This window comes from Vibrio sp. JPW-9-11-11 (assembly GCF_013369335.1).
Classification (GTDB): domain Bacteria; phylum Pseudomonadota; class Gammaproteobacteria; order Enterobacterales; family Vibrionaceae; genus Vibrio.
The window spans coordinates 1-22379 of the sequence record NZ_SZQJ01000012.1; the positions used below are offsets into that span (position 1 = coordinate 1).

General features: G+C 46.9%; 23 protein-coding genes and 3 tRNA genes. 16 read left to right on the forward strand and 10 right to left on the reverse strand.

Annotation, left to right across the window (positions count from 1 at the left end):
- Positions 1-76: transfer RNA gene (locus tag FCU94_RS15010), tRNA-Thr, on the forward strand.
- Between the two features lie 36 nt (positions 77-112).
- Positions 113-188 (forward strand) — tRNA-Asn (locus FCU94_RS15015).
- Between the two features lie 205 nt (positions 189-393).
- On the opposite strand, the gene FCU94_RS15020 is transcribed toward FCU94_RS15015, so the two are convergent.
- The 8 genes from FCU94_RS15020 to mlaF all read right to left on the reverse strand — a co-directional run bounded on the left by FCU94_RS15020 (position 394) and on the right by mlaF (position 5806).
- Positions 394-1134 (reverse strand): 1-acylglycerol-3-phosphate O-acyltransferase, encoded by a 741-nt coding sequence (locus FCU94_RS15020; RefSeq protein WP_176289332.1) that lies wholly within the window; start codon positions 1132-1134, stop codon positions 394-396.
- Between the two features lie 115 nt (positions 1135-1249).
- A complete protein-coding gene (murA, locus tag FCU94_RS15025) occupies positions 1250-2509 on the reverse strand; it encodes a UDP-N-acetylglucosamine 1-carboxyvinyltransferase (RefSeq protein ID WP_176289333.1) in 1260 nt (419 codons plus the stop codon).
- Between the two features lie 9 nt (positions 2510-2518).
- Complete coding sequence (gene ibaG / locus FCU94_RS15030; protein WP_176289334.1) at positions 2519-2773, reverse strand: BolA family iron metabolism protein IbaG; 255 nt, start codon at positions 2771-2773, stop codon at positions 2519-2521.
- A complete protein-coding gene (locus FCU94_RS15035; RefSeq protein ID WP_176289335.1) occupies positions 2766-3095 on the reverse strand; it encodes an STAS domain-containing protein in 330 nt (109 codons plus the stop codon). The genes ibaG and FCU94_RS15035 overlap by 8 nt, the downstream gene beginning before the upstream one ends.
- Positions 3088-3732: an MlaC/ttg2D family ABC transporter substrate-binding protein gene (locus tag FCU94_RS15040; protein WP_176289336.1), complete on the reverse strand. Its 645-nt coding sequence runs from the start codon at positions 3730-3732 to the stop codon at positions 3088-3090. The genes FCU94_RS15035 and FCU94_RS15040 overlap by 8 nt, the downstream gene beginning before the upstream one ends.
- Before the next feature lie 9 nt (positions 3733-3741).
- Positions 3742-4218, reverse strand: a complete 477-nt coding sequence (gene mlaD / locus FCU94_RS15045) for an outer membrane lipid asymmetry maintenance protein MlaD (protein ID WP_176289337.1) — start codon at positions 4216-4218, stop codon at positions 3742-3744.
- Positions 4219-4220: 2 nt separating this feature from the next.
- Positions 4221-5009 (reverse strand): lipid asymmetry maintenance ABC transporter permease subunit MlaE, encoded by a 789-nt coding sequence (mlaE, locus tag FCU94_RS15050; protein WP_217906467.1) that lies wholly within the window; start codon positions 5007-5009, stop codon positions 4221-4223.
- Positions 5009-5806, reverse strand: coding sequence for a phospholipid ABC transporter ATP-binding protein MlaF (mlaF, locus tag FCU94_RS15055; RefSeq protein WP_176289338.1), 798 nt, complete (start codon positions 5804-5806; stop codon positions 5009-5011). Before mlaF ends, mlaE begins: the two co-directional genes overlap by 1 nt.
- A 241-nt stretch (positions 5807-6047) precedes the next feature.
- Between mlaF and FCU94_RS15060 the strand changes: the two genes are divergently transcribed.
- The 12 genes from FCU94_RS15060 to mgtE all read left to right on the forward strand — a co-directional run bounded on the left by FCU94_RS15060 (position 6048) and on the right by mgtE (position 15214).
- Entirely contained in the window at positions 6048-7019 is a 972-nt protein-coding gene (locus tag FCU94_RS15060; RefSeq protein WP_176289339.1) for a calcium/sodium antiporter, read from the forward strand.
- 19 nt (positions 7020-7038) lie between these two features.
- Positions 7039-8004, forward strand: coding sequence for a KpsF/GutQ family sugar-phosphate isomerase (locus tag FCU94_RS15065; protein WP_176289340.1), 966 nt, complete (start codon positions 7039-7041; stop codon positions 8002-8004).
- Entirely contained in the window at positions 8004-8561 is a 558-nt protein-coding gene (gene kdsC / locus FCU94_RS15070) for a 3-deoxy-manno-octulosonate-8-phosphatase KdsC (protein ID WP_176289341.1), read from the forward strand. Before FCU94_RS15065 ends, kdsC begins: the two co-directional genes overlap by 1 nt.
- Entirely contained in the window at positions 8558-9121 is a 564-nt protein-coding gene (lptC, locus tag FCU94_RS15075; RefSeq protein WP_176289342.1) for an LPS export ABC transporter periplasmic protein LptC, read from the forward strand. The genes kdsC and lptC overlap by 4 nt, the downstream gene beginning before the upstream one ends.
- Positions 9102-9599 carry a lipopolysaccharide transport periplasmic protein LptA gene (gene lptA / locus FCU94_RS15080; RefSeq protein ID WP_176289343.1) on the forward strand — a complete coding sequence of 166 codons (498 nt, stop codon included), beginning with the start codon at positions 9102-9104 and terminating at the stop codon, positions 9597-9599. The genes lptC and lptA overlap by 20 nt, the downstream gene beginning before the upstream one ends.
- A 2-nt stretch (positions 9600-9601) precedes the next feature.
- Positions 9602-10327 carry an LPS export ABC transporter ATP-binding protein gene (gene lptB / locus FCU94_RS15085; protein ID WP_176289344.1) on the forward strand — a complete coding sequence of 242 codons (726 nt, stop codon included), beginning with the start codon at positions 9602-9604 and terminating at the stop codon, positions 10325-10327.
- Between the two features lie 50 nt (positions 10328-10377).
- Positions 10378-11844: an RNA polymerase factor sigma-54 gene (locus tag FCU94_RS15090; protein WP_176289345.1), complete on the forward strand. Its 1467-nt coding sequence runs from the start codon at positions 10378-10380 to the stop codon at positions 11842-11844.
- A gap of 24 nt (positions 11845-11868) precedes the next feature.
- Positions 11869-12156: a ribosome hibernation promoting factor gene (gene hpf / locus FCU94_RS15095; protein WP_176289346.1), complete on the forward strand. Its 288-nt coding sequence runs from the start codon at positions 11869-11871 to the stop codon at positions 12154-12156.
- Between the two features lie 5 nt (positions 12157-12161).
- Positions 12162-12608: a PTS IIA-like nitrogen regulatory protein PtsN gene (ptsN, locus tag FCU94_RS15100; RefSeq protein ID WP_176289347.1), complete on the forward strand. Its 447-nt coding sequence runs from the start codon at positions 12162-12164 to the stop codon at positions 12606-12608.
- Complete coding sequence (gene rapZ / locus FCU94_RS15105) at positions 12608-13471, forward strand: RNase adapter RapZ (RefSeq protein WP_176289348.1); 864 nt, start codon at positions 12608-12610, stop codon at positions 13469-13471. Before ptsN ends, rapZ begins: the two co-directional genes overlap by 1 nt.
- Before the next feature lie 3 nt (positions 13472-13474).
- A complete protein-coding gene (locus FCU94_RS15110) occupies positions 13475-13750 on the forward strand; it encodes an HPr family phosphocarrier protein (protein ID WP_176289349.1) in 276 nt (91 codons plus the stop codon).
- A gap of 108 nt (positions 13751-13858) precedes the next feature.
- Positions 13859-15214: a magnesium transporter gene (gene mgtE / locus FCU94_RS15115; protein WP_176289350.1), complete on the forward strand. Its 1356-nt coding sequence runs from the start codon at positions 13859-13861 to the stop codon at positions 15212-15214.
- Positions 15215-15272: 58 nt separating this feature from the next.
- Here the strand turns inward: mgtE and metH are convergent, their stop codons facing one another.
- Positions 15273-18950, reverse strand: a complete 3678-nt coding sequence (gene metH, locus FCU94_RS15120) for a methionine synthase (protein ID WP_176289351.1) — start codon at positions 18948-18950, stop codon at positions 15273-15275.
- Positions 18951-19119: 169 nt separating this feature from the next.
- Between metH and FCU94_RS15125 the strand changes: the two genes are divergently transcribed.
- Positions 19120-20400 carry a cation:proton antiporter gene (locus FCU94_RS15125; protein WP_176289352.1) on the forward strand — a complete coding sequence of 427 codons (1281 nt, stop codon included), beginning with the start codon at positions 19120-19122 and terminating at the stop codon, positions 20398-20400.
- A 152-nt stretch (positions 20401-20552) separates the two neighbouring features.
- A complete protein-coding gene (locus FCU94_RS15130) occupies positions 20553-21728 on the forward strand; it encodes a GGDEF domain-containing protein (protein ID WP_176289353.1) in 1176 nt (391 codons plus the stop codon).
- Between the two features lie 541 nt (positions 21729-22269).
- Here FCU94_RS15130 and FCU94_RS15135 read toward each other — a convergent pair.
- Positions 22270-22346 (reverse strand) — tRNA-Asp (locus tag FCU94_RS15135).
- Positions 22347-22379 lie beyond the last annotated feature (33 nt).

The window sequence follows — 22379 nt, forward strand, 5'->3', positions numbered from 1 at the left end:
GCCGACTTAGCTCAGTAGGTAGAGCAACTGACTTGTAATCAGTAGGTCACCAGTTCGATTCCGGTAGTCGGCACCATTCTTTCTCGTTTAGAAAGATAACAAACAGAATAATTCCTCCTTAGCTCAGTTGGTAGAGCGACGGACTGTTAATCCGCAGGTCGCTGGTTCGAGCCCAGCAGGAGGAGCCAACTTAAAAAGCCAAGTCGAAAGACTTGGCTTTTTTCGTTTTTGCTAAAACCACCGACGCTAAGTGGAGCTTCATGGCATAGCTTAGTGATTCCTTGAGGCTCCTTTCAACTCGCCATTTTCTTTATATCGTTCTGCTAGGTAGTCGACCATAAAAAAGCCCCAGTGTTGTTATCACTGGGGCTATTCATTCAATCATTAACTCGCTTAGGCTTTAACGCCCTGCTGCTGGTTTAGCATTGCTACTTCTTGATCAAGCGCTTCAAGCTTATCTTTCATCTGTTCACGACATACGTTCGCTAGATCACGGACATTTTCTTTACCATAACCTTCGATAGACACAGGTGGTAGCATTTCAACAATCACATGACCGTTGTTCCAGCGATTTAACTTCACCCCCGCGGTTGAGCTACACACGATTGGAATGATCGGCATCTTCGCGCCAATCGCCGCGTGAAACGCACCTGTTTTGAATGGCAGCAAACCTCGACCGCGTGAACGCGTCCCTTCAGGGAACATCCATACCGACACATCGCTCTGTTGCAAGCTATCCACCACCTGATCTATGGTGCCTTTCGCTTTTGAACGGTTGGCTCGGTCGATAAGAATATTGCCAGTCAACCAATATAACTGTCCAAACAGTGGCATCCACGCTAAGCTTTTTTTGCCCACAGTGACAACTTTAGGCGTCACAGCAGACGAAACCGTAAACAGATCCCAGTTATTCTGATGGTTAGCGATATACACATGCTGACCGCGTTGATAAGCATCTTCCGGAATACGCAGTTCGAGTTTGATTCCAAACACGCGTGACATCTTGCCAAACAGGCGACCAAAGGTAAAAACGTGCTTAGGATTACGCGGGCTCAATAGACAGTAGCCGCAACCAAACACAAACATCACAATTGCAAAAATCGCAACAGCCAATACACGTAATAGTGCAATCATCGTGGTTCTCCAAGAACAGAGAGACTCATCGCTAAATAAAGACTCTCACTGATCTGATATTCATAAAAAAGCCGAAACTCGCGTTTCGGCTTACAAGCGTTAGCTGATTTTATCGTTAATCGCGAAAACGTTCAATATTAGCGCCGAGCGCAGAAAGCTTATCTTCAATTTTATCGTAACCGCGGTCGATATGATAAATACGGTCAACGATGGTTTCACCATGCGCGATACAGCCTGCAATAACCAGACTAGCAGATGCACGCAGATCGGTCGCCATCACTTGCGCACCACTGAGTTCTTCAACATCACCACAAATAACGGTGTTACCTTCGATTTCAGCTTTGGCACCCATACGCATCAGCTCTGGTACGTGCATAAAGCGGTTTTCAAAGATAGTCTCGGTAATCACACCACCGCCTTTTGCCATCAGATTCAGCAGAGTGAACTGAGCCTGCATATCGGTAGGAAAACCTGGGTGTGGCGCGGTTCGTACCGTCACCGCTTTCAGCTCACGTCCGGTCATATCAACCGAAATCCAATCGTCTCCTGCTTCGACCGCTGCCCCCGCCTCTTCTAACTTCGCCAGAACAGCCTCTAGCAGATGCGCCTTGGTATTGCGACAAATCACTTTACCGCCAGAAACCGCCGCAGCAACTAAGAAAGTACCGGTCTCGATACGGTCGGCAACCACAGCATGCTGACCACCGCCGAGGCGTTCAACTCCTTCGATGGTAATCGTATCGGTTCCTGCGCCTGAGATCTTCGCCCCCAGTTTGTTTAGGAAATCAGCGGTGTCGACGATTTCTGGTTCGCGAGCGGCGTTATCCAGTACAGTAGTGCCTTCAGCAAGCGTTGCTGCACACATAATTGTAATGGTGGCACCCACACTCACTTTGTCCATGACGATATGAGCACCTTTAAGGCGGCCATCGACATGGGCTTTTACGTAACCATCTTCAAGCGTAATGGTCGCACCAAGTTGCTCTAAACCGTGGATGTGAAGATCGACCGGACGGGCACCGATAGCGCAGCCACCGGGCAGTGAAACCTGACCTTGACCAAAACGAGCGACAAGTGGACCTAGTGCCCAAATAGAGGCTCGCATGGTTTTGACTAGATCATACGGCGCACAGTATTCATTGATGCTGCTTGGGTCGACATGCACAGAACCATTACGCTCAACTTTAGCGCCTAAGCGTTTAAGTAGCTCCATGGTAGTATCGATATCACGCAAGCGTGGGACATTCGCGACCTCAATCGGCTCTTCGGCTAAGATTGACGCAAATAAAATAGGTAAAGCGGCGTTCTTTGCACCTGAGATGGTGACCTCACCAACTAGAGGCTTTTTAGAGCCAATTACTCGAAACTTTTCCATTCTAAAACCTTACAGTGACATCAACTTCTTATCACGAGCCCACTCTTCAGGAGTGTAGGCTTTGATAGAAACAGCGTGAATGTCATTTCGTTGGATATATTCCATCAGTGGTGCATAAATCAGTTGTTGCTTCTTAACGCGACTCATTCCATCGAAACAAGCATCAACAGCAACTACTTCATAATGGCTACCTTCGCCTTTGACGTGTAGCTCTTCTAAACTTAATGCGTCGTTCAAAATCTGTTGTACTTTTGCGCTATCCACAATTCACCCCTGTTGTACTCTCTAAATGCTCCGCAACGAACTCTTCGACATTGCTTAACTGAAATAATGTGTGCAGTTCATCCGGCACGAAACTGAGCATTATATGACAGTTTTGTTTTTTTGCATGCTCTATTAGGTGGATTAGCATGACCATACCTGCTGAATCGACGCGAACAACCTTTTCCAGCGACACATTCACAGCACCACGAGAAAAGTTTTGCTGTTTTAACGTCTGCCATAACGCCGGCACACTTTCGCGGTCGAGGTCACCGCTGAGTGAGTAATGCAGTTCACTGTCTAGCCGCCACTGCAAATTATCCATTATTGCTGCTCTCGAAACGGATCGGCTGATTTGATAACTCTGTTAGCTCTTGCGCTACGGCTAGAATGCCCTCTTGACGTATTTTAGAGCTCCATTCCGACTGTTTGCTCGAGAGCAAGCTGATACCCTCAGCAATTAAATCAAATGCCTCCCACTCGCCACTTCGCTTATCACGACGTAGCTTAAACTCCAACTTAATATTGGGTCTAGGGGCATCAATAATGTCGACTTTAATGCTGGTAATGCTTTTACTTGGATCTATTGAGGGTTCCGGCTCAAACTCAATGCTCTGGTCGGTGTACTGAGTCAATACTTGCGCATAGGAAGTGACCAAATAGGACCGGAACGCGACGATAAACTCACCAACATCTTCGCGTTTTGCCCCCTTTAAGTTCGGCCCAAGCAGTTTCAGCGCGGCATATTTTTCATTAACAAACGGCATTAAATCTTCATTCACAATCACTTTGAGATGATTCGGGTCTTGCTGAATCAAGTCTTGTTCCGCTTTCAACCGCGAAAACGCCGCCTCTGCCACCTGGCGCATCATCTGATAAGGCTGAGTTTTATCAATGCCTTCTGCACGAGCACCAAATGCAATAAGGATTGAAAACAGAGTAAGTACTAACTTTTTAAACATAACAACTCCCTACTCGTCTGAGCCGCCGACACTGTAAAGTACCTGGCCAATTAAGTCTTCAAGCACCAACGCCGATTTGGTGTCTTCGATAAAATCCCCATCCACCAGCATCTGTTCGTCGTCAAACACGAAGCCTGGCGTCAAGCCAATGTATTGCTCACCGATCAATCCCGAAGTGAGAATCTTCACACTCGATGTTTCGGGAAACTGGTCGTAACGAGTACTGACGGCCATCGTCACCACGGGTAACAGCGATTCAGTATTTAGGCCAATGTTCGTCACACGCCCGATGACGACACCGCCAACTTTGACAGGAGAACGCACCTTAAGGCTACCAATATTGTCAAACTCTGCTTTCAGAGTATAAGTATCGCTAGAGCCTAGTCCCTTTACGTCAGCCACTTGAAAGATCATCACTAAAATTGCGCAAATTCCAGCGAGAACGAAGCTACCAACCCATAATTCAGTTTTTCTAGTTTGTTGCATGATTAGTTCCCAAACATCAATGCAGTTAGTACGAAGTCTAGACCAAGTACTGCCAATGAAGAGTGTACGACGGTACGTGTCGTCGCGCGGCTGATTCCCTCAGAAGTCGGAATCGCATCATAACCGTTAAACAGCGCGATCCAAGTAACGGTAATCGCAAAGACTAAACTCTTAATCATGCTATTACCGATATCTTGGCCGAGTTCAACAGACGCCTGCATCGCAGACCAAAAGCTGCCGTGATCAATGCCTTTCCAATCCACCCCGACTAACTGACCGCCCCAAATACCGACGGCCATAAAAATCATCGCCAGTAAAGGCATAGAGATAACACCAGCCCAAAAGCGTGGTGCGATAACCCGCTTTAGCGGATCAACGGCCATCATTTCCATACTGGATAGCTGCTCTGTGGCCTTCATCAATCCGATTTCTGCCGTTAGTGCAGAGCCAGCGCGACCCGCAAACAGCAGCGCGGTCACCACAGGGCCAAGCTCGCGCAGCAAGGATAACGCAACCATTTGGCCCAGTGCTCCTTCGGCGCCAAAGTCAACCAAAATGACATAGCCTTGAAGACTGAGCACCATACCGATAAACAGACCTGACAACACAATAATGATCAGTGATTGCACGCCAACGCTATACAGTTGCTTAACCAAAAGCGGCAGATTTTTCAGCGGTTGTGGACGGCTGGCTAAAGCCCCAAATAACATCAAACTGGCTCGGCCAAAGGCCTGACTGACTGACATTGCTCTGCGACCTACGGATGCAACATAATTTGCTAAGTTTGCCATTATGAAAAGAGCTCCTTAGCCAACGGCTGCGCTGGATGTCGAAAAGGCACCGGACCATCGGCATTGCCTTGCAAAAACTGCTGCACTTGTGGATCGGGGTTGTCACGTAGCTCTTCAGGCGTGCCACAGGCGACGACTTTGCCGTTGGCTAAGATGTACACCCAATCAGCAATACTCATCACCTCAGGGACATCGTGTGATACCACAATCGCCGTCACACCTAACGCCTGATTGAGATTATGGATCAACTCCACCAGCACCCCCATAGTAATGGGGTCCTGACCAACAAAAGGTTCATCAAACATGATAAGGTCAGGATCAAGAGCGATGGCTCGTGCTAACGCGGCACGTCTGGCCATTCCGCCAGAGAGCTCGCTCGGCATCAATTGTGCTGCGCCGCGTAAGCCCACAGCTTCAAGTTTCAGCAGTACTAAAGTACGGATCAATTCTTCGTCTAATTCGGTATGCTCTCTGAGAGGAAAAGCGACATTATCAAACACCGATAAGTCGGTAAAAAGCGCACCTGATTGAAACAGCATGCTCATTTTTTTACGTTCTTGGTAGAGTTTGCTGCGGCTTAGTGATGGGATGTTGTTACCATCGAACCAAATCTCTCCTTGCTCAGGGTAAAGCTGTCCTCCGATCAGGCGCAATAAGGTCGTTTTTCCTATCCCTGATGGCCCCATAATCGCGGTGACTTTTCCTTTCGGCATGCGCAAACTGACATCATCAAATATTTTGCGCTCTCCACGAGAAAACGTTAGTTGCTTGACGGTCACTAAGTCTTCAGATTCCATGTTGAACTCTTATTCGTTCTAGTAAGAATGGGCAATCATAAGCACATTGGTACAGAATTTAAAGCACTGTTCAATTAATTGTGATGCATCAAATATTAGCGACTTGCCATATAACAATGTCCGTTTTGTTGGCTTAGTAGCATCACCTGACAATTAATTGAATGAACTGCTTCCCTTTTAATACCCAAAGCGTCAAAATTAACGGTTAAATTCTCTCGAAGTGTATGGATTAGGAATTATCATGTTCGAAGCCGTTGTGTTTCTCATTATTGGTTTAGTCTTTTTAGTTTGGAGTGCCGATAAGCTGGTATTTGGTGCCGCGGCACTTGCACGAAACGTCGGTATCTCTCCGTTAGTTATCGGTATGACTATCCTAGCAATGGGCTCATCAGCACCTGAGATGATGGTTTCAGCAACGGCAGCATTAGATGGAAAAACGGACACCGCGGTCGGCAATGTGCTTGGTTCAAATATCGCCAATATCGCACTCATTCTCGGCATCACTGCTTTGATAAAACCCTTGTCAATCAGTTCAGCGGTCTTGCGTCGTGAACTGCCATTGATGATTGGTGTGACCCTGCTAGCGGGGGTGCTGCTATGGGACAGCCACCTTGGTTTCTATGAGGGGGTGCTGCTTTTTGTCCTATTTAGCGCGTTTATCATCGCTATGCTTCGCATCAGCCAGAAAGAAAAAGCCAGCGGTATCGCTGACGCCATGCTGGAAGAACAAGAGTCTGAAGTGCCCGATGGGGTGAGTAATGCTAAAGCCGCACTCTGGGTGGTGATTGGTCTAATCGTGTTGCCGTTATCTGCCGATATGTTGGTCGATAACGCAGTGATTATTGCTCAGTACTTTGGCATGAGTGATCTTGTGATCGGATTAACCATCATCGCTGTCGGCACCAGCCTTCCAGAACTTGCCGCCTCTCTGGCTGGCGTCATGAAAGGTGAAGATGATATGGCGGTAGGCAATATCATCGGCTCAAATGTATTCAATATCTTGGCCGTGATGGGGATTCCAGGCATCTTAAACCCTTCGGTATTGAGTGAGTATGCGATGGGGCGCGACTTCTGGGTCATGCTGGGCGTATCACTACTGCTGGTTGCCATGGCGTTGGGTAAATCACGCAGTATCAACCGTCTCGAAGGTGGGGTACTGTTCTGCAGTTTTATTGCCTACCAAGGTTACTTAATTATGAATATGACAGCTTAGTCTGAGTTTGGAGTTGTGTATGTTTGATTATCGCTCTGCAGCCCTAGAAGTACTCAAAACCGAAATCGCTGCCTTAGAACAATTAGACCAATACTTGAACGATGATTTCGTTCGAGCCTGTGAGCTGATCCTTGCCAACAAAGAAGGCAAGGTGGTAGTGATGGGAATGGGTAAATCCGGTCATATCGGTAATAAAATTGCCGCGACATTGGCCAGTACCGGCACCTCTTCTTTCTTTGTTCACCCCGGAGAGGCCGCACACGGTGACCTTGGGATGATAGAAGCAGGAGACATCGTGCTCGCCATCTCTAATTCTGGTGAGTCGTCTGAGATCCTTGGTCTGTTTCCGGTTCTTAAACGGCTCAACATCAAAATCATTAGTATGACGGGTAAGCCTCACTCCAACATGGCGAAACTATCCGATATCCACCTGCAAATTACCGTACCTAAAGAAGCCTGCCCAATTCAGCTTGCGCCAACGTCAAGCACCACCGCAACCTTGGTTATGGGCGATGCGCTAGCCATGGCGCTCATGAGAGCCCGAGGCTTTACAGCCGAAGACTTTGCCTTGTCGCATCCAGGTGGCGCACTCGGACGTAAACTGCTACTAAAACTCGCCGATATCATGCACACAGGCGACGACCTGCCGCTAGTGACGCCGACCACTGTGGTGCGTGACGCGCTACTCGAGATCAGTCAAAAAGGCTTAGGCATGACTGCAGTGGTTGACGAGCAGCAGCGACTGGTCGGCATCTTTACCGATGGTGACCTACGCCGTATCTTAGATAAGCGAATTGATATTCACAGCGCATTAATTGGTGATGTGATGACGGTCAACCCGACGATAGCGGAGCCCAACATGCTCGCAGCAGAGGGCCTCAACCTAATGCAACAAAAAAGCATCAACGGTTTGATTTTATGCCAGCATGGTGTGGTTGTTGGCGCACTCAACATGCACGACTTACTTAAAGCTGGGGTGATGTGATGAACACACTTGTAGAGACTTTATATCAACCGGTTGAACCATCTATTTTAGACGTTGCCAAACAGATAAAGCTGTTAATTTGTGATGTAGATGGGGTCTTTTCTGACGGCCTGGTTTATATGGGTAATGATGGCGAAGAGCTAAAAACTTTCCATACCCGTGACGGCTACGGGGTAAAATCACTGATGAATGCGGGCATTGAGGTGGCCATCATTACTGGTCGAAGCTCGCAGATTGTCGAAAACCGGATGAAAGCTCTCGGCATTTCACTCATTTATCAAGGTCAAGACGATAAAGTGAAGGCGTATAAAGATATTTGCGATAAACTCAACATCGCCCCAGAGAACACAGGCTATATTGGTGATGACCTAATTGACTGGCCCGTGATGGAGCAAGTCGCGCTCAAGGTTTGTGTCGCAGATGGCCACCCCTTGCTCGCACGCAGAGCGAACTATGTCACCTCGATTCGCGGTGGCCATGGTGCAGTCAGAGAAGTGTGTGACCTCATTCTTCAAGCACGAAACGAACTAGAAGTTCATAAAGGTCTGAGTATATGAGTTTATCTCGTATTGGTTATCTTATTTTGGCTTTTATCATTTGCTGGTCTGCTTACTATCTTTTCGAGCAGCAGCAGAGTTATGATATCCAAGTAGAGCCAGATACAGAAGTACCGATGTTTAGCGGCAAAGGATTGGAGAATACCTCTTATAACGAACAGGGGATTCGCAGCTATGTGATCACGTCAGTCAACCTTGATCACTACGCCAAAAGTGGCGATACCATTTTTCATCGCCCGGTATTAAAAGTATTTAAACAAGGCACAACTCAAGAGTGGGAAATTACCGCTGTTCGCGGTGTGTTGACTCAAGACCACGTTCTAACACTCTATGATGATGTGCTCGCCACCAACTTATTACCTGATTCAGGTTTTGATACTCTATCCACCGATGTCATGAACATTCAGTTGGATAGCAGAGATTTTTGGGCAGATAACCAAGTGGTGATGGTAGGCCCGCAATTTGAAACAATAGGACAGGCGATGACCGGCAACTTTGCCGACAATCACGCCACCCTATATAACCACGTACAAGGTAGATATGAAACTCTCACACCTTAGTCTGATTTCTTGTTTATTTCTGTCAGGACAGGCGCTTGCATTGTCGACAGACAGAGACCAACCTGTCTACATTGACTCTGATAGCCAACAGCTTGATATGCAGAGCAATAAAGTGACATTCATTGGTGATGTCAAACTCAAGCAGGGCAGTATTAACATCAATGCCGATAAAGTCATTGTCACCCGAGATGCTCAAGATGGCTCGATTCAAGAGATCGAAGGGTACGGCGATCTGGCCACCTTTTCTCAGTTAACCGATGATGGAAAAACCTTATACGGTGAGGCCAAAGAGCTGTATTACAAAATGGTCGATGATCAACTGACTATGATTGATCAAGCCATGCTTTCGCAAGATGATAGCGTGATTCGTGGCACCAAGATCCGCTACAAAATCTCCTCTCAAAAACTGATCGCTGACGGTAAAGAGAAAGGCGATCGCGTCTCAACCGTTCTTCAGCCTCAAGCAGTACAAGAGTAATTATGGCGATACTAAAAGCGCAGCACTTAGCCAAAACTTACGGCAACCGAACTGTGGTCACTGATGTCAGTTTGCAGGTCGAATCAGGACAAATTGTCGGTTTGTTAGGCCCTAATGGTGCGGGTAAAACCACCTCATTTTACATGATTGTCGGCCTAGTCGCTCGTGACCAAGGCACCATCACCATTGATGATAGTGACATCAGTATCCTGCCTATGCATAGCCGTTCGCGTATGGGCATAGGTTACTTGCCACAAGAAGCCTCTATCTTCCGCAAGCTGTCGGTTGAAGACAACATCATGGCCGTGCTCGAAACTCGCGAAGAGATGACTCGCGAAGAGCGCCAAGACAAGCTGGAAGATTTGTTGGAAGAATTCCACATCCAGCACATACGCCATAGTGCTGGTATGGCATTATCAGGGGGTGAACGACGCCGAGTAGAGATTGCTCGTGCCTTAGCGGCGAATCCACAGTTTATCCTGTTGGATGAACCCTTTGCTGGTGTAGACCCAATTTCGGTCATTGATATCAAGAAGATCATCGAGCATCTGCGCGACAGGGGCCTAGGCGTACTTATCACCGACCACAACGTACGTGAAACGCTCGATGTGTGTGAAAAGGCGTATATCGTCAGCCAAGGTCATCTAATTGCCGAAGGCACACCTGAGCAAGTACTGAACAACGAGCAAGTTAAACAAGTTTATCTCGGTGAACAATTCCGTCTATGATTAAAGGAAAGAACGGTAAGATTCTCCAGAATTAAGGCAACTAAAACTGAATGAAACCCTCATTACAACTCAAGCTAGGACAGCAATTAGCGATGACACCTCAGTTACAGCAGGCAATACGCTTGTTGCAACTGTCTACGCTAGATCTTCAACAAGAGATCCAAGAAGCCTTGGACTCCAACCCTCTCCTTGAAGTTGAAGAAACCAGTGATGAGCCATCACCAGAAGAGCAGAGCCAAACGGAAGAAAAAGAACCCACGGTCGAATTGGCTGAACAAGCAGAACCAGATGTAAAAGACAGCTCAGACCTAATTGAAAAATCAGAGATCAGTAATGACCTCGAAATCGATACTACCTGGGATGACGTATACAGTGCCAATACAGGGAGCACTGGTATCGCTGCCGACGATGATATGCCGGTCTATCAAGGTGAAACCACTCAATCCCTTCAAGATTACCTTCTTTGGCAACTCGACCTGACACCATTCAGTGACACTGACCGCACCATTGCCCTCGCTCTTATTGACGCTATCGACGACTATGGTTATTTAACCGTATCAACCGAGGATATTCTCGACAGCTTCGATAACGAAGAGATAGAGCTCGACGAAATTGAGGCGGTGCGCAAGCGAGTTCAACAGTTTGACCCACTCGGTGTCGCGTCCGTGAATTTACAAGATTGCTTGTTACTCCAGTTGGCAACCTTCCCTGAAGATACTCCTTGGCTCAACGAGGCTAAGTTAGTCCTTACTGACCACATTGACCAACTCGGCAACCGTGACTACAAACTGATCATAAAAGAGACTAAGCTCAAAGAAGCGGACTTGCGTGAAGTGCTGAAACTAATCCAGCAACTCGACCCAAGACCAGGAAGCCGAATTTCAGCCGAACACGCCGAGTACGTGATACCTGACGTATCGGTATTTAAGGACCACGGAAAATGGGTAGTGACCATCAACCCCGATTCGGTCCCTCGCCTTAAAGTGAATCAACAATACGCCGCGTTAGGCAAAGGAAATAGCGCAGATAGTCAGTATATTCGTAGCAATCTACAAGAGGCCAAATGGCTGATAAAAAGCTTAGAAAGTAGAAACGAGACCTTGCTCAAAGTTGCTAAGTGTATTGTTGAACATCAACGTGATTTCTTTGAGTATGGTGAAGAAGCGATGAAGCCGATGGTGCTAAATGATGTCGCCCTCGCCGTCGACATGCACGAATCCACCATTTCTAGGGTGACCACGCAAAAATTTATGCATACCCCACGGGGTATTTTTGAACTGAAGTACTTCTTTTCTAGTCATGTCAGTACAGACAATGGCGGGGAGTGCTCATCAACTGCAATTCGAGCTCTAATCAAGAAGCTAGTTGCTGCAGAAAACAGCGCTAAGCCGCTCAGTGATAGCAAGATTGCAGCTCTACTCGCTGACCAAGGGATCCAGGTCGCTAGAAGGACGATTGCTAAGTACCGTGAATCATTAGGTATTGCCCCTTCCAGTCAGCGCAAACGCCTGCTTTAGGCCTACAACCGAGAAGGAAAGTCTATGCAAATCAATATTAATGGCCACCACATTGATCTCACCGATTCAATGCAAGACTACGTAAACGAAAAATTTCAAAAGCTAGAACGCTTTTTTGACCACATAAATAGCATTCATGTGGTACTAAAAGTTGAAAAAGTTCGTCAAATCGCAGAAGCTACCCTTCACGTTAACCAAGCTGAAATTCATGCCTCTTCAGAAGATGAAAACATGTATGCAGCGATTGATTCCCTTGTCGATAAGCTCGTTAGACAGCTGAACAAGCACAAAGAAAAGCTAAACGCTCACTAATTACCATGCAACTAAGCGAAATCCTAACATTGGACTGCACAAAAAGTGCAGTTCAATGTACTAGTAAAAAACGAGCCCTTGAGATGATCAGCGAACTGGTCGCCGAACAAACCGGGCAAAACTCCACTGAATTATTTGAATGTATGCTCAGCCGTGAAAAAATGGGCAGTACTGGCATCGGAAATGGGATTGCCATTCCCCATGCTCGTATGCAATCGAACGATAAAGCTGTCGCGGTACTACTTCAATGTCAATCACCCGTCGAGTTTGACGCCATCGACAACCGTCCCGTCGACCTACTGTTTGCCCTGTTAGTGCCGGATGCCCAATGCAAAGAGCACCTCAAAACCCTGTCAAGTATGGCCGAACGTCTCAACGACAAACAAGTCCTCAAACAATTGCGTAAAGCTCAATCCGACCAAGAGCTTTATGACATTATGGTCAATCAATAATGCGTCTCATCGTCGTCAGCGGCCAATCTGGTGCGGGTAAAAGTGTCGCCTTACGCGTACTGGAAGATCTTGGCTACTATTGTGTCGACAATCTGCCAGTCGATTTACTGGAAGTGTTCGTCCAATCGGTTCAGTCGAGCAAACAAAACGTCGCGGTCAGTATCGATATTCGAAACCTACCGAAAGAACCCAATCTTGTTGAAGATGTCCTGAGCAAGCTCAAACAAGGCTCCGACGTCAGTGTGCTGTTTTTAGACGGCAACAAAGAAACACTGCTTAAGCGCTACAGTGAAACTCGTCGCATCCACCCACTTTCACTTAGCCTAGAAAACACATCCTTAGAGCAAGCGATAGAAAAAGAGCGTTGTATTTTATCACCGCTCAAAGAGCACGCCGATCTGGTCATTGACAGTAGCAACCAATCCCTACATGAGCTAAGCGAAACGGTACGCATGCGCGTCGAAGGTCGCGAGCGTAAAGACCTCGTCATGGTATTCCAATCGTTTGGCTTTAAATATGGCCTACCCAGTGACGCTGATTACGTATTTGATGTGCGTTTTTTACCCAATCCACACTGGGAACCCGACCTAAGACCATTAACTGGCTTAGACGCACCGATTAAGTCCTTCCTAGAAAGCCATCCAGAAGTGATGGAACTCAAACAGCAAATACAGAAGTTCATCGAACACTGGTTACCGCTACTGGAGAAAAACAATCGCAGTTATCTGACGGTTGCGATCGGTTGTACTGGCGGTAAACATCGCTCGGTTTATCTCACTCAGCAAATCGGTGAATACTTTGCCGAAATGGGCCACCAGGTTCAAATTCGTCACGCTTCGTTAGAGAAAAATCATAAGGAATAGTTTATGCAGCAGAGCCGCACAGTATTAATTCAAAATCGTTTGGGACTCCATGCTCGCGCTGCTGTAAAACTGGTTGAACTTGCCCAATCTTTTCAAGCGGTTCTCACTATTCAAAACCACGAAGGTAAAGAAGCCACCGCTGATAGCGTCATGGGTCTACTGATGCTTGAATCGGCACAAGGCGAATATGTCACCATCAGCGCAGAAGGCAATGATGCCGAGCCCGCGCTCGATGCCGTCTGTCATCTCATTGAAGACAAGTTCGACGAAGAAGAATAACCCCTCAAAAGAAACTAAATCCACGAGCTTCACAATAACTGATTAAATCCATTCTAAAATTACGTTACTATGTTTCGCATTGTAACAACAACGAGTTAGGGGGAACGAATGGCAGAGCAGATAGAGTTCGATCAAGCTCACCAGGCCCTCCAAGAAGTCACTGAAGCACTCGAAAATGGTCGATTTGTCCATGTCCGTCGTCAGTTACAGGACATGGAGCCCGAAGATATTGCCCATCTCTTAGAAGCCTCGCCGCGCAAAAGCCGTGAAGTCCTGTGGCAACTGACCGACCCTGAAGATTATGGTGAAATCCTTGACGAGCTCAATGAGGACGTTAAAGACGCCTTAGTGTCAAAGATGGCACCAGAAATGCTGGCAGAAGCTACGGAAGGCATGGAGACAGATGACGTCGCCTACGTATTGCGTAGTCTACCTGATGACGTCTCACGCGAAGTGCTTGCCCAAATGGATGCTGCCGAGCGTCTTTTGGTTGAGACGGCCCTTTCCTATCCGGAAGATACTGCGGGTAGTTTGATGAACACCGACGTAATCACAATTCGTGGTGACGTCGATGTTGATGTGGTATTGCGTTATTTGCGCATGAAAGGAGAACTGCCCGAGGCGACCGACGCGCTGTATGTGATCGATGAAGAGAACCGCTTGATTGGCGAGCTACCAATCACGACCCTTCTCACCACTCAACCTGATGTGAAAATTTCAGACGTAATGGAAGATGCCGACGAAGCGATTGACGTCACTATGAGTGATTCGGATATTGCGAGCCTGTTTGAGCGCCGAAACTGGGTTTCAGCTCCGGTCATTGACGAGAACCAACAGCTAGTCGGCCGTATTACTATCGATGACGTGGTCGATGTTATCCGCGAAGACGCTGAGCACTCGATGATGAGCATGGCGGGTATGGATGATGACGAAGATACCTTTGCACCTGTGGTTAAATCTGCAAGAAAACGCAGTATCTGGCTAGGCGCCAATGTACTCGCTGCATTGGCTGCGGCCTCAGTATCCAACATGTTTGAAGCGACGTTAGATCAAATGGCTGCAATTGCCGTATTGATGACTATTGTCCCTTCGATGGGTGGGGTGGCCGGTAACCAAACGGTAGCACTGGTGATTCGCGGCCTGGCACTCGGCCACATCGGTGACTCCAATAAACGGGAGCTACTGATGAAGGAAGCCGCGATTGGTTTGCTCAATGGTATCTTGTGGGCCCTGATCATTGGTGGAATTGTCATCGCCTGGAAAGGCAACTGGATGTTAGGCGGCATTATCTCTGCAGCCATGCTGACTAACCTGCTGGTCGCAGGCATCGCTGGAGTGACTATCCCTATCTTACTCAAGAAAATGAATATTGACCCTGCCCTCGCTGGAGGGATGGCCTTGACGACCGTCACCGATGTGATTGGCCTCTCGGTCTTTTTAGGACTGGCGACCATTATCATTTAATCACTGAACGTAAAAAGCGCAGCTCTCGAGCTGCGCTTTTTTTATTTTATAAGGGGTATTAATTGAGGTTAGGCCCCAACCATTTTTCTGCTTCGAGTTGATCCCACCCTTTGCGCTCAGCGTAGCTCTCCGCTTGGTCTTGCTGGATCTGAGCGATAGCAAAGTAACGCGAGTCAGGGTGTGAGAAATACCACCCTGAAACCGAAGCGCCAGGCCACATCGCATAACTTGACGTAAGAGACATACCAATTGCCTCTTCAACGTTGAGCATTTGCCATAATGTCCCTTTCTCTGTGTGCTCAGGACACGCAGGGTAGCCAGGAGCCGGACGTATGCCTTGGTATTTTTCGCGAATAAGGTCATCATTGGATAAGTCTTCATCCACAGAGTACCCCCAAATCTCTTTACGTACACGCTCATGTAAGTACTCAGCAAAAGCTTCAGCTAGGCGATCTGCAACCGCTTGGATCATGATCGCATTGTAGTCATCACCTGCCGCTTTGTATTGATCTGCGAGCTCGCGCTCTCCGATGCCTCCAGTCACGGCAAAACCGCCAATCCAATCAAGCTTGCCAGAGGATTTCGGTGCAATGTAATCCGACAAACAGTAATTAAAACCTTTTGGTTTCTCTGTTTGCTGACGAAGGTTGTACAATACATGAGCCACTTCAGTACGAGATTCATCGGTGTAAACTTCTATATCATCACCGACACTGGCTGCGGGGAACAAAGCACACATACCACTCGCTTTCAGTAGCCCCTCTTGCTCAACTCTATCTAACAAGTCATTGGCATCTTTAAACAGGCGCTTCGCTTCTTCTCCGACCTCTTCATGCTCTAAAATCGCAGGGTATTTCCCCACCAGTGACCAGGTCATAAAGAAAGGCGTCCAATCTATGTAGCTGCGCAGTGTCGCAACATCAAAATCATTGAACACATGCACACCCGGTTTAGCCGGCGCTGGTGGGGTGTAGTTCTCCCAGTCGATGGCCACTTTATTTGCACGCGCTTGCTCTAGGGTAACTGGCTTAGTGCGAGGTCGCTTACGTGCATGCTGGTCGCGCACTACGTCATAATCAGCTTGCAGCTTTTCAACAAAAGCAGGCTTTTGAGTTTCAGAAAGCAATGAAGAACAGACACCTACCGCACGGGAAGCATTATTCACGTAAACCACAGGATGCTGATAGTTTTGCTCAATCTTAACCGCTGTATGCGCTTTCGAGGTAGTTGCACCACCTATCAACAAAGGTAAATCGAAGTCCAAACGCTGCATCTCTTTGGCGACATGCACCATTTCATCTAGTGACGGAGTGATTAGCCCTGACAATCCGATGATATCGACATTCTCTTCCTTAGCCACTTTAAGAATTTTTTCGCACGGTACCATGACACCAAGATCGATGATTTCATAGTTGTTGCACTGCAATACCACGCCAACAATATTCTTACCAATATCGTGGACATCGCCTTTTACCGTTGCCAGCAAAATCTTACCGTTGGTAGAACCCGCTTGTTTTTCAGCATTTATAAATGGCTCTAAGTGTGCGACGGCTTGCTTCATGACACGCGCAGATTTAACCACCTGAGGTAAGAACATCTTGCCTTCACCAAATAGGTCACCGACGACATTCATCCCGTCCATCAACGGACCTTCGATCACTTCTAACGGTTTAGAAGCTTGCTGTCGCGCCTGTTCGGTATCATCGACAATATACTCGGTAATCCCTTTCACTAAGGCATATTCCAACCGTTTTTCGACTGGCCAAGTTCGCCATTCAAGCGCGCTCGCATCATCTTCTTTTCCAACGCCCTTTTCAGCATACTCGCCGGCAATATCCAGCAAGCGTTCCGTTGCATCATCACGGCGGTTCAATACCACGTCTTCAACTGCTTCACGCAGTTTTTCTGGCACGTTGTCGTATATTTCCAACTGACCGGCATTAACGATCCCCATATCCATACCATTTTTAAAACAGTGGTAGAGGAACACAGCGTGAATCGCTTCACGGACATAGTTGTTGCCACGGAAAGAAAACGAAACGTTAGAGACCCCACCAGAAATCATCGCATGAGGCAAATCACGCTTGATATCAGCGACCGCATTAATGAAATCGACGGCGTAGTTGTTATGCTCATCAATGCCTGTCGCTACGGCAAAAATGTTGGGGTCAAAAATAATGTCTTCTGGTGGAAAGCCGACCTCATCGACCAAGATGCGGTAGGCATTGGTACAAATCTCTAGTTTACGCTCACGCGTTTCTGCCTGGCCGATTTCATCAAATGCCATCACAATCACAGCGGCACCATAGCGACGGATCAGCTTTGCTTGCTCAATAAACTTCTCTTTGCCCTCTTTAAGCGAGATAGAGTTAACAATACCTTTGCCTTGAATACACTTCAGACCCGCTTCGATCACTTCCCATTTAGACGAGTCGACCATGATCGGCACTTTTGAGATCTCAGGCTCAGAGGCACACAAATTGAGGAAACGCACCATACATGCTTCGGCATCCAACATGCCTTCATCCATGTTGATATCGATAATTTGCGCACCGTTTTCCACTTGCTGACGAGCAACATCGAGTGCTTCGTCATAAAGCTCTTCCTTGATCAGACGCTTAAAACGGGCAGAACCAGTAACGTTAGTGCGCTCACCAACGTTGACAAACAGTGTCTCTTTTTCAATCGTTAGCGGCTCAAGCCCTGAAAGACGACACGCTACGGTAAGACTTGGCAGTACACGCGGGTTCACGCCTTCCACGGCTGCAGCCATTTGGCGGATATGTTCCGGCGTCGTACCACAGCAGCCACCAATGAGGTTCAAGAACCCACTGCTTGCCCACTCCTTAACATGTTCAGCCATCTCTTCGGCTGACAGATCGTATTCACCAAAAGCATTAGGTAAACCAGCGTTAGGATGGGCCGAGACATAAGATTCCGAGATACGAGAGAGCTCTTCGACATACGGACGCAGTTCATCCGGACCAAGAGCACAGTTAAGGCCAAATGAAATTGGCTTAACATGACGTAATGAATTGTAAAACGCTTCTGTTGTTTGTCCTGATAGGGTGCGCCCAGACGCATCGGTAATGGTCCCCGAAATCATCACAGGCAGTGAGAAACCTAACTCTTCAAATACTGTATCAACAGCAAACGCACACGCTTTGGCATTTAAGGTATCGAAGATGGTTTCAATTAAGATCAAATCGCTGCCACCTTTAATCAAGGCACGCGTTGATTCGGAGTAAGCGGTCACTAACTCATCAAAGCTGACATTGCGGTAACCAGGATCGTTGACATCAGGAGAAATGGAACAAGTCCGGTTGGTTGGACCTAGTACACCCGCCACATAGCGCGGTTTATGTGGCGTTTTTGCTGTCCACTCATCTGCCGCTTGACGAGCGAGCTTGGCAGCGGCAAAGTTAATTTCTTCGCTAAGGCTTTCCATCTCGTAGTCAGCCATCGCGATAGTCGTTGCGTTAAAAGTGTTGGTTTCAAGAATATCAGCACCTGCTTCGAGGTAAGCGGTATGAATATCTTTAATAAGTTTAGGCTGGGACAGAACCAACAAGTCATTATTGCCTTTAAGGTCACAATGCCAATCAGCGAAACGCTCGCCTCGATAATCTTGTTCTTCCAGTTTGTAATCTTGGATCATGGTGCCCATACCACCATCAATCAGCAAGATGCGTTGCTTTAACTGCGCTTCAATCTGTTGCCTTACATTAGTTCCCACGGTACAGCCTCATTCCTTTTACTATCATTCCATCCTATCACAGTTTAAAAAGGAGTCTAGACGTCTAAACGATCTAAGTAATGACTTATTTATCACAAAAAAGTGTTTGCTATTTGAACATGGTGATCCGAAAATCTTCATTCACAATTTGTTACATTATGAGAATCCAATGTCGGTCTACTACACACTCTGTTTTTTATCTGCTGCGGCAATGTTGATAGCATTTGTAAACAGCAAGATAGGTAAAATGCAAACCACTATCGCTATTACCGCTGGCGCGATGATGTTGTCACTGTTGATCCTAATCGCAGGTCAAAATGATTGGTTCCACTTAACAGAGATTGCCTCAAAGACCGTCGCTAGCATTAACTTTGAAGATTTCTTACTTAAAGGGATCTTAGGCTTTTTATTGTTTGCCGGTGGATTGGGCATCAAGCTACCTAACCTTAAAGATCAAAAGTGGGAAATCACTGTTCTTGCACTCGGTGCCACGTTAGTGTCTACCTTTCTAATTGGTTTCGCTTTATATGGCTTCTGTCAACTGATTCACATCCAGTTTGATTTGGTATACTGCTTACTGTTCGGAGCCCTCATCTCTCCTACAGACCCCATCGCCGTATTGGCAATCGTCAAAAAACTCGATGCGCCAAAACGTATCTCTACTCAAATCGAAGGCGAATCATTGTTCAATGATGGTTTTGGTTTGGTGATCTTTGTAACCCTATTCACAATAGCGTTTGGGAGCGAACCCCCAACACTGAGCAGCGTCACACTACTATTCTTACAAGAAGCACTCGGAGGCATCCTTTACGGCTTTGCACTTGGTCTACTATTCCACTTCTTGATCAGCTCAACTGACGACCATTCAATGGAACTACTGTTAACGATCGGCGTGCCAACCGCTGGCTATGCATTTGCAGAAGTTATTCATGTATCAGGTCCCCTCGCAATGGTGGTATCTGGAATTATGATCGGTAACTGGACGCGTTTTATTGGTTTTTCGAAAGAGAGCGAAGATCACTTGGACCACTTCTGGGAACTGGTCGATGAATTTCTAAATGGTGTGCTGTTCTTATTGATCGGTCTATCGATGCTACTGTTCGAGTTCCATAAAGAAGATTGGATATTAATGGCCTTCTCTGTTCCGCTGGTTCTATCCGCTCGCTACCTGAGCGTCTGGTTGTCTTATCTCGGATTCAAACGCTATCGTCGCTACAACAAATGGTCGATTAATATCCTCACTTGGGGTGGACTACGCGGGGGGTTAGCCTTGGCGATGGCATTGTCGATCCCGTCTGGGGTTTGGGTAATACAAGATAAACTTATCGACGTTAAAGAGATCATTCTCGTCATGACCTATTCCGTGGTGGTGTTTTCTATCTTGGTCCAAGGCTCCACTATCACGCCAATGATTGAAAAAGCCAAAACTCAAGAGCTAACCGATCAATAATCCATATTGAATGCCAATAGCTGAATTTTGTACGATTGTTATGACGCTATTGGCATTTTCACATATTTTCAATACCTCAAAAGTTGTACGTCAGTCACAATCATAGAGTCATCAATAACGAATGATCTTAATGTACACGACTAGGCAACTCGATGGATTCACTCACCCTAGATATTAGAACCCTCAACTTCACCGTAATCATTTTTTCTTTCATCTATTCGGTTGGCTTATTTGTATATCAAACCAGTCAAAAGAAGATAGAGGGATTAAAAACACTAGCGCTAGGTGTATTCTTAATTGGGCTGGGCCCGGCTTTACTTGGTTTTAGGGGGCAAGCACCTGACTGGCTAACCATTGTCGTCGCCAATTTTTTTATCATGCTTGGTTTCTTTTACTTGCTACTCGGCATCAGTTACGTACGGGGATACTCTAGCCGAATATTGCACTTACTTTGCATCGCGCTAGTTGTGGCTGGGGCTTTGTTCTACTACTTCACCTATATTCTTCCATCCATCAATGCGCGAGTGATCGTAATTAGCGCCTACATTTGTGCCACTTGTTTTACCAGTGCTTGGGCATTGCTGCGCGGTAGCAAAGATGACGCCTTGGTGCCGTTACTACTCATGGCGCTGCCGTTTTTCGCGTACGGTCTGTTTATGTTTATGCGCGCCATAATTAGCGTCTTCGGAGCGACGATTACGAGCTATATGCATTCGGGCCCAGTTCACGCCTTAACATACTTATTCTGTCTAATTTTGTTAGTTACGATCAGTTTGAGTATGCTGTGGTTAAACAACGCCCGCTTGATTAAGTCAATTCACCAATTGTCGCTCAAAGATCCATTGACAGGATTATACAATCGCCGTGTGATGGATGAGCTAATACCTACAATGGTTGCCAACGCGAGATTCCAGCTTAAACCAGTGAGCTTGATGATGACCGATATTGATCACTTTAAGCAGATTAACGATGAACTTGGTCATATCGTCGGAGATGAAACTATCGAGAAGATCGCCTATGGTATGACGAGTCTATTGCCAGATTCAGAAAATGTGTTCGTGGTTAGATTTGGTGGAGATGAGTTCATGGTTCTATTGATTGATTGTGATGCGAATAGTGCCGTTCAATATGCCGAGGCAATTCGACAACACGTATCAAAGAACGTCTCCATCAGACTGAGCGATCACCTATGCAGCATGAGTTTTGGTGTCGCCCAGTTAAGTGAAAGTGACAGTCTTGATGATCTACTCGCTAACGCTGATGTCGCGCTATACCAAGCTAAACACAGAGGACGAAACCAGGTTGTGTTAGCCGACCACTCAGGTTAAATAGAGAGTCGGACTCAAAAACACAGTCAGAATTTATAGCTTGCTAACTATTTCTTCAACTCGATACTCAGCCTGCTCATGTATGTCTCGTTGCAACCTAGTGGCGAGTTCTCATCACGCAAAAGACCAAGATTCCCCACCGCTGTTACCATTTGTTCAAGCGTAAACTATCCAACGATTCTTAAGTGCGTCTAAGTTGATTATCCAAAACAAGTAAACGACGATACCCTGAGAGGGTTAGCAAATAAGCGTGTAGAGACCAAGTGATGGAATGAGAAAATAGTGGTAGGTTTAGTTAGTAGGCTTTATCTAGTGAAGGGCTGAGAGCGGAGCGTCTAATCCAGGAATGTGGACACCGGGACTCATTTCCTACAAGGGAAGAGGCTGTGCTTTAAAACGACAAAAGCCAGTCCTAAGACTGGCTTTCTAAATAAGTGGCGAACGGCTGGGGTTGCAGGCAACCGGGACTCGTTGGTCGAAGACCAAAATAACCTGATAGAAACGAAAAGACCTCAGCATTTCTGCTGAGGTCTGGAATAAGTGGCGGAGCGGACGGGACTCGAACCCGCGACCCCCGGCGTGACAGGCCGGTATTCTAACCAACTGAACTACCGCTCCGCACTGGTTAGACTCTAAGTCTAAGCTTTTGCC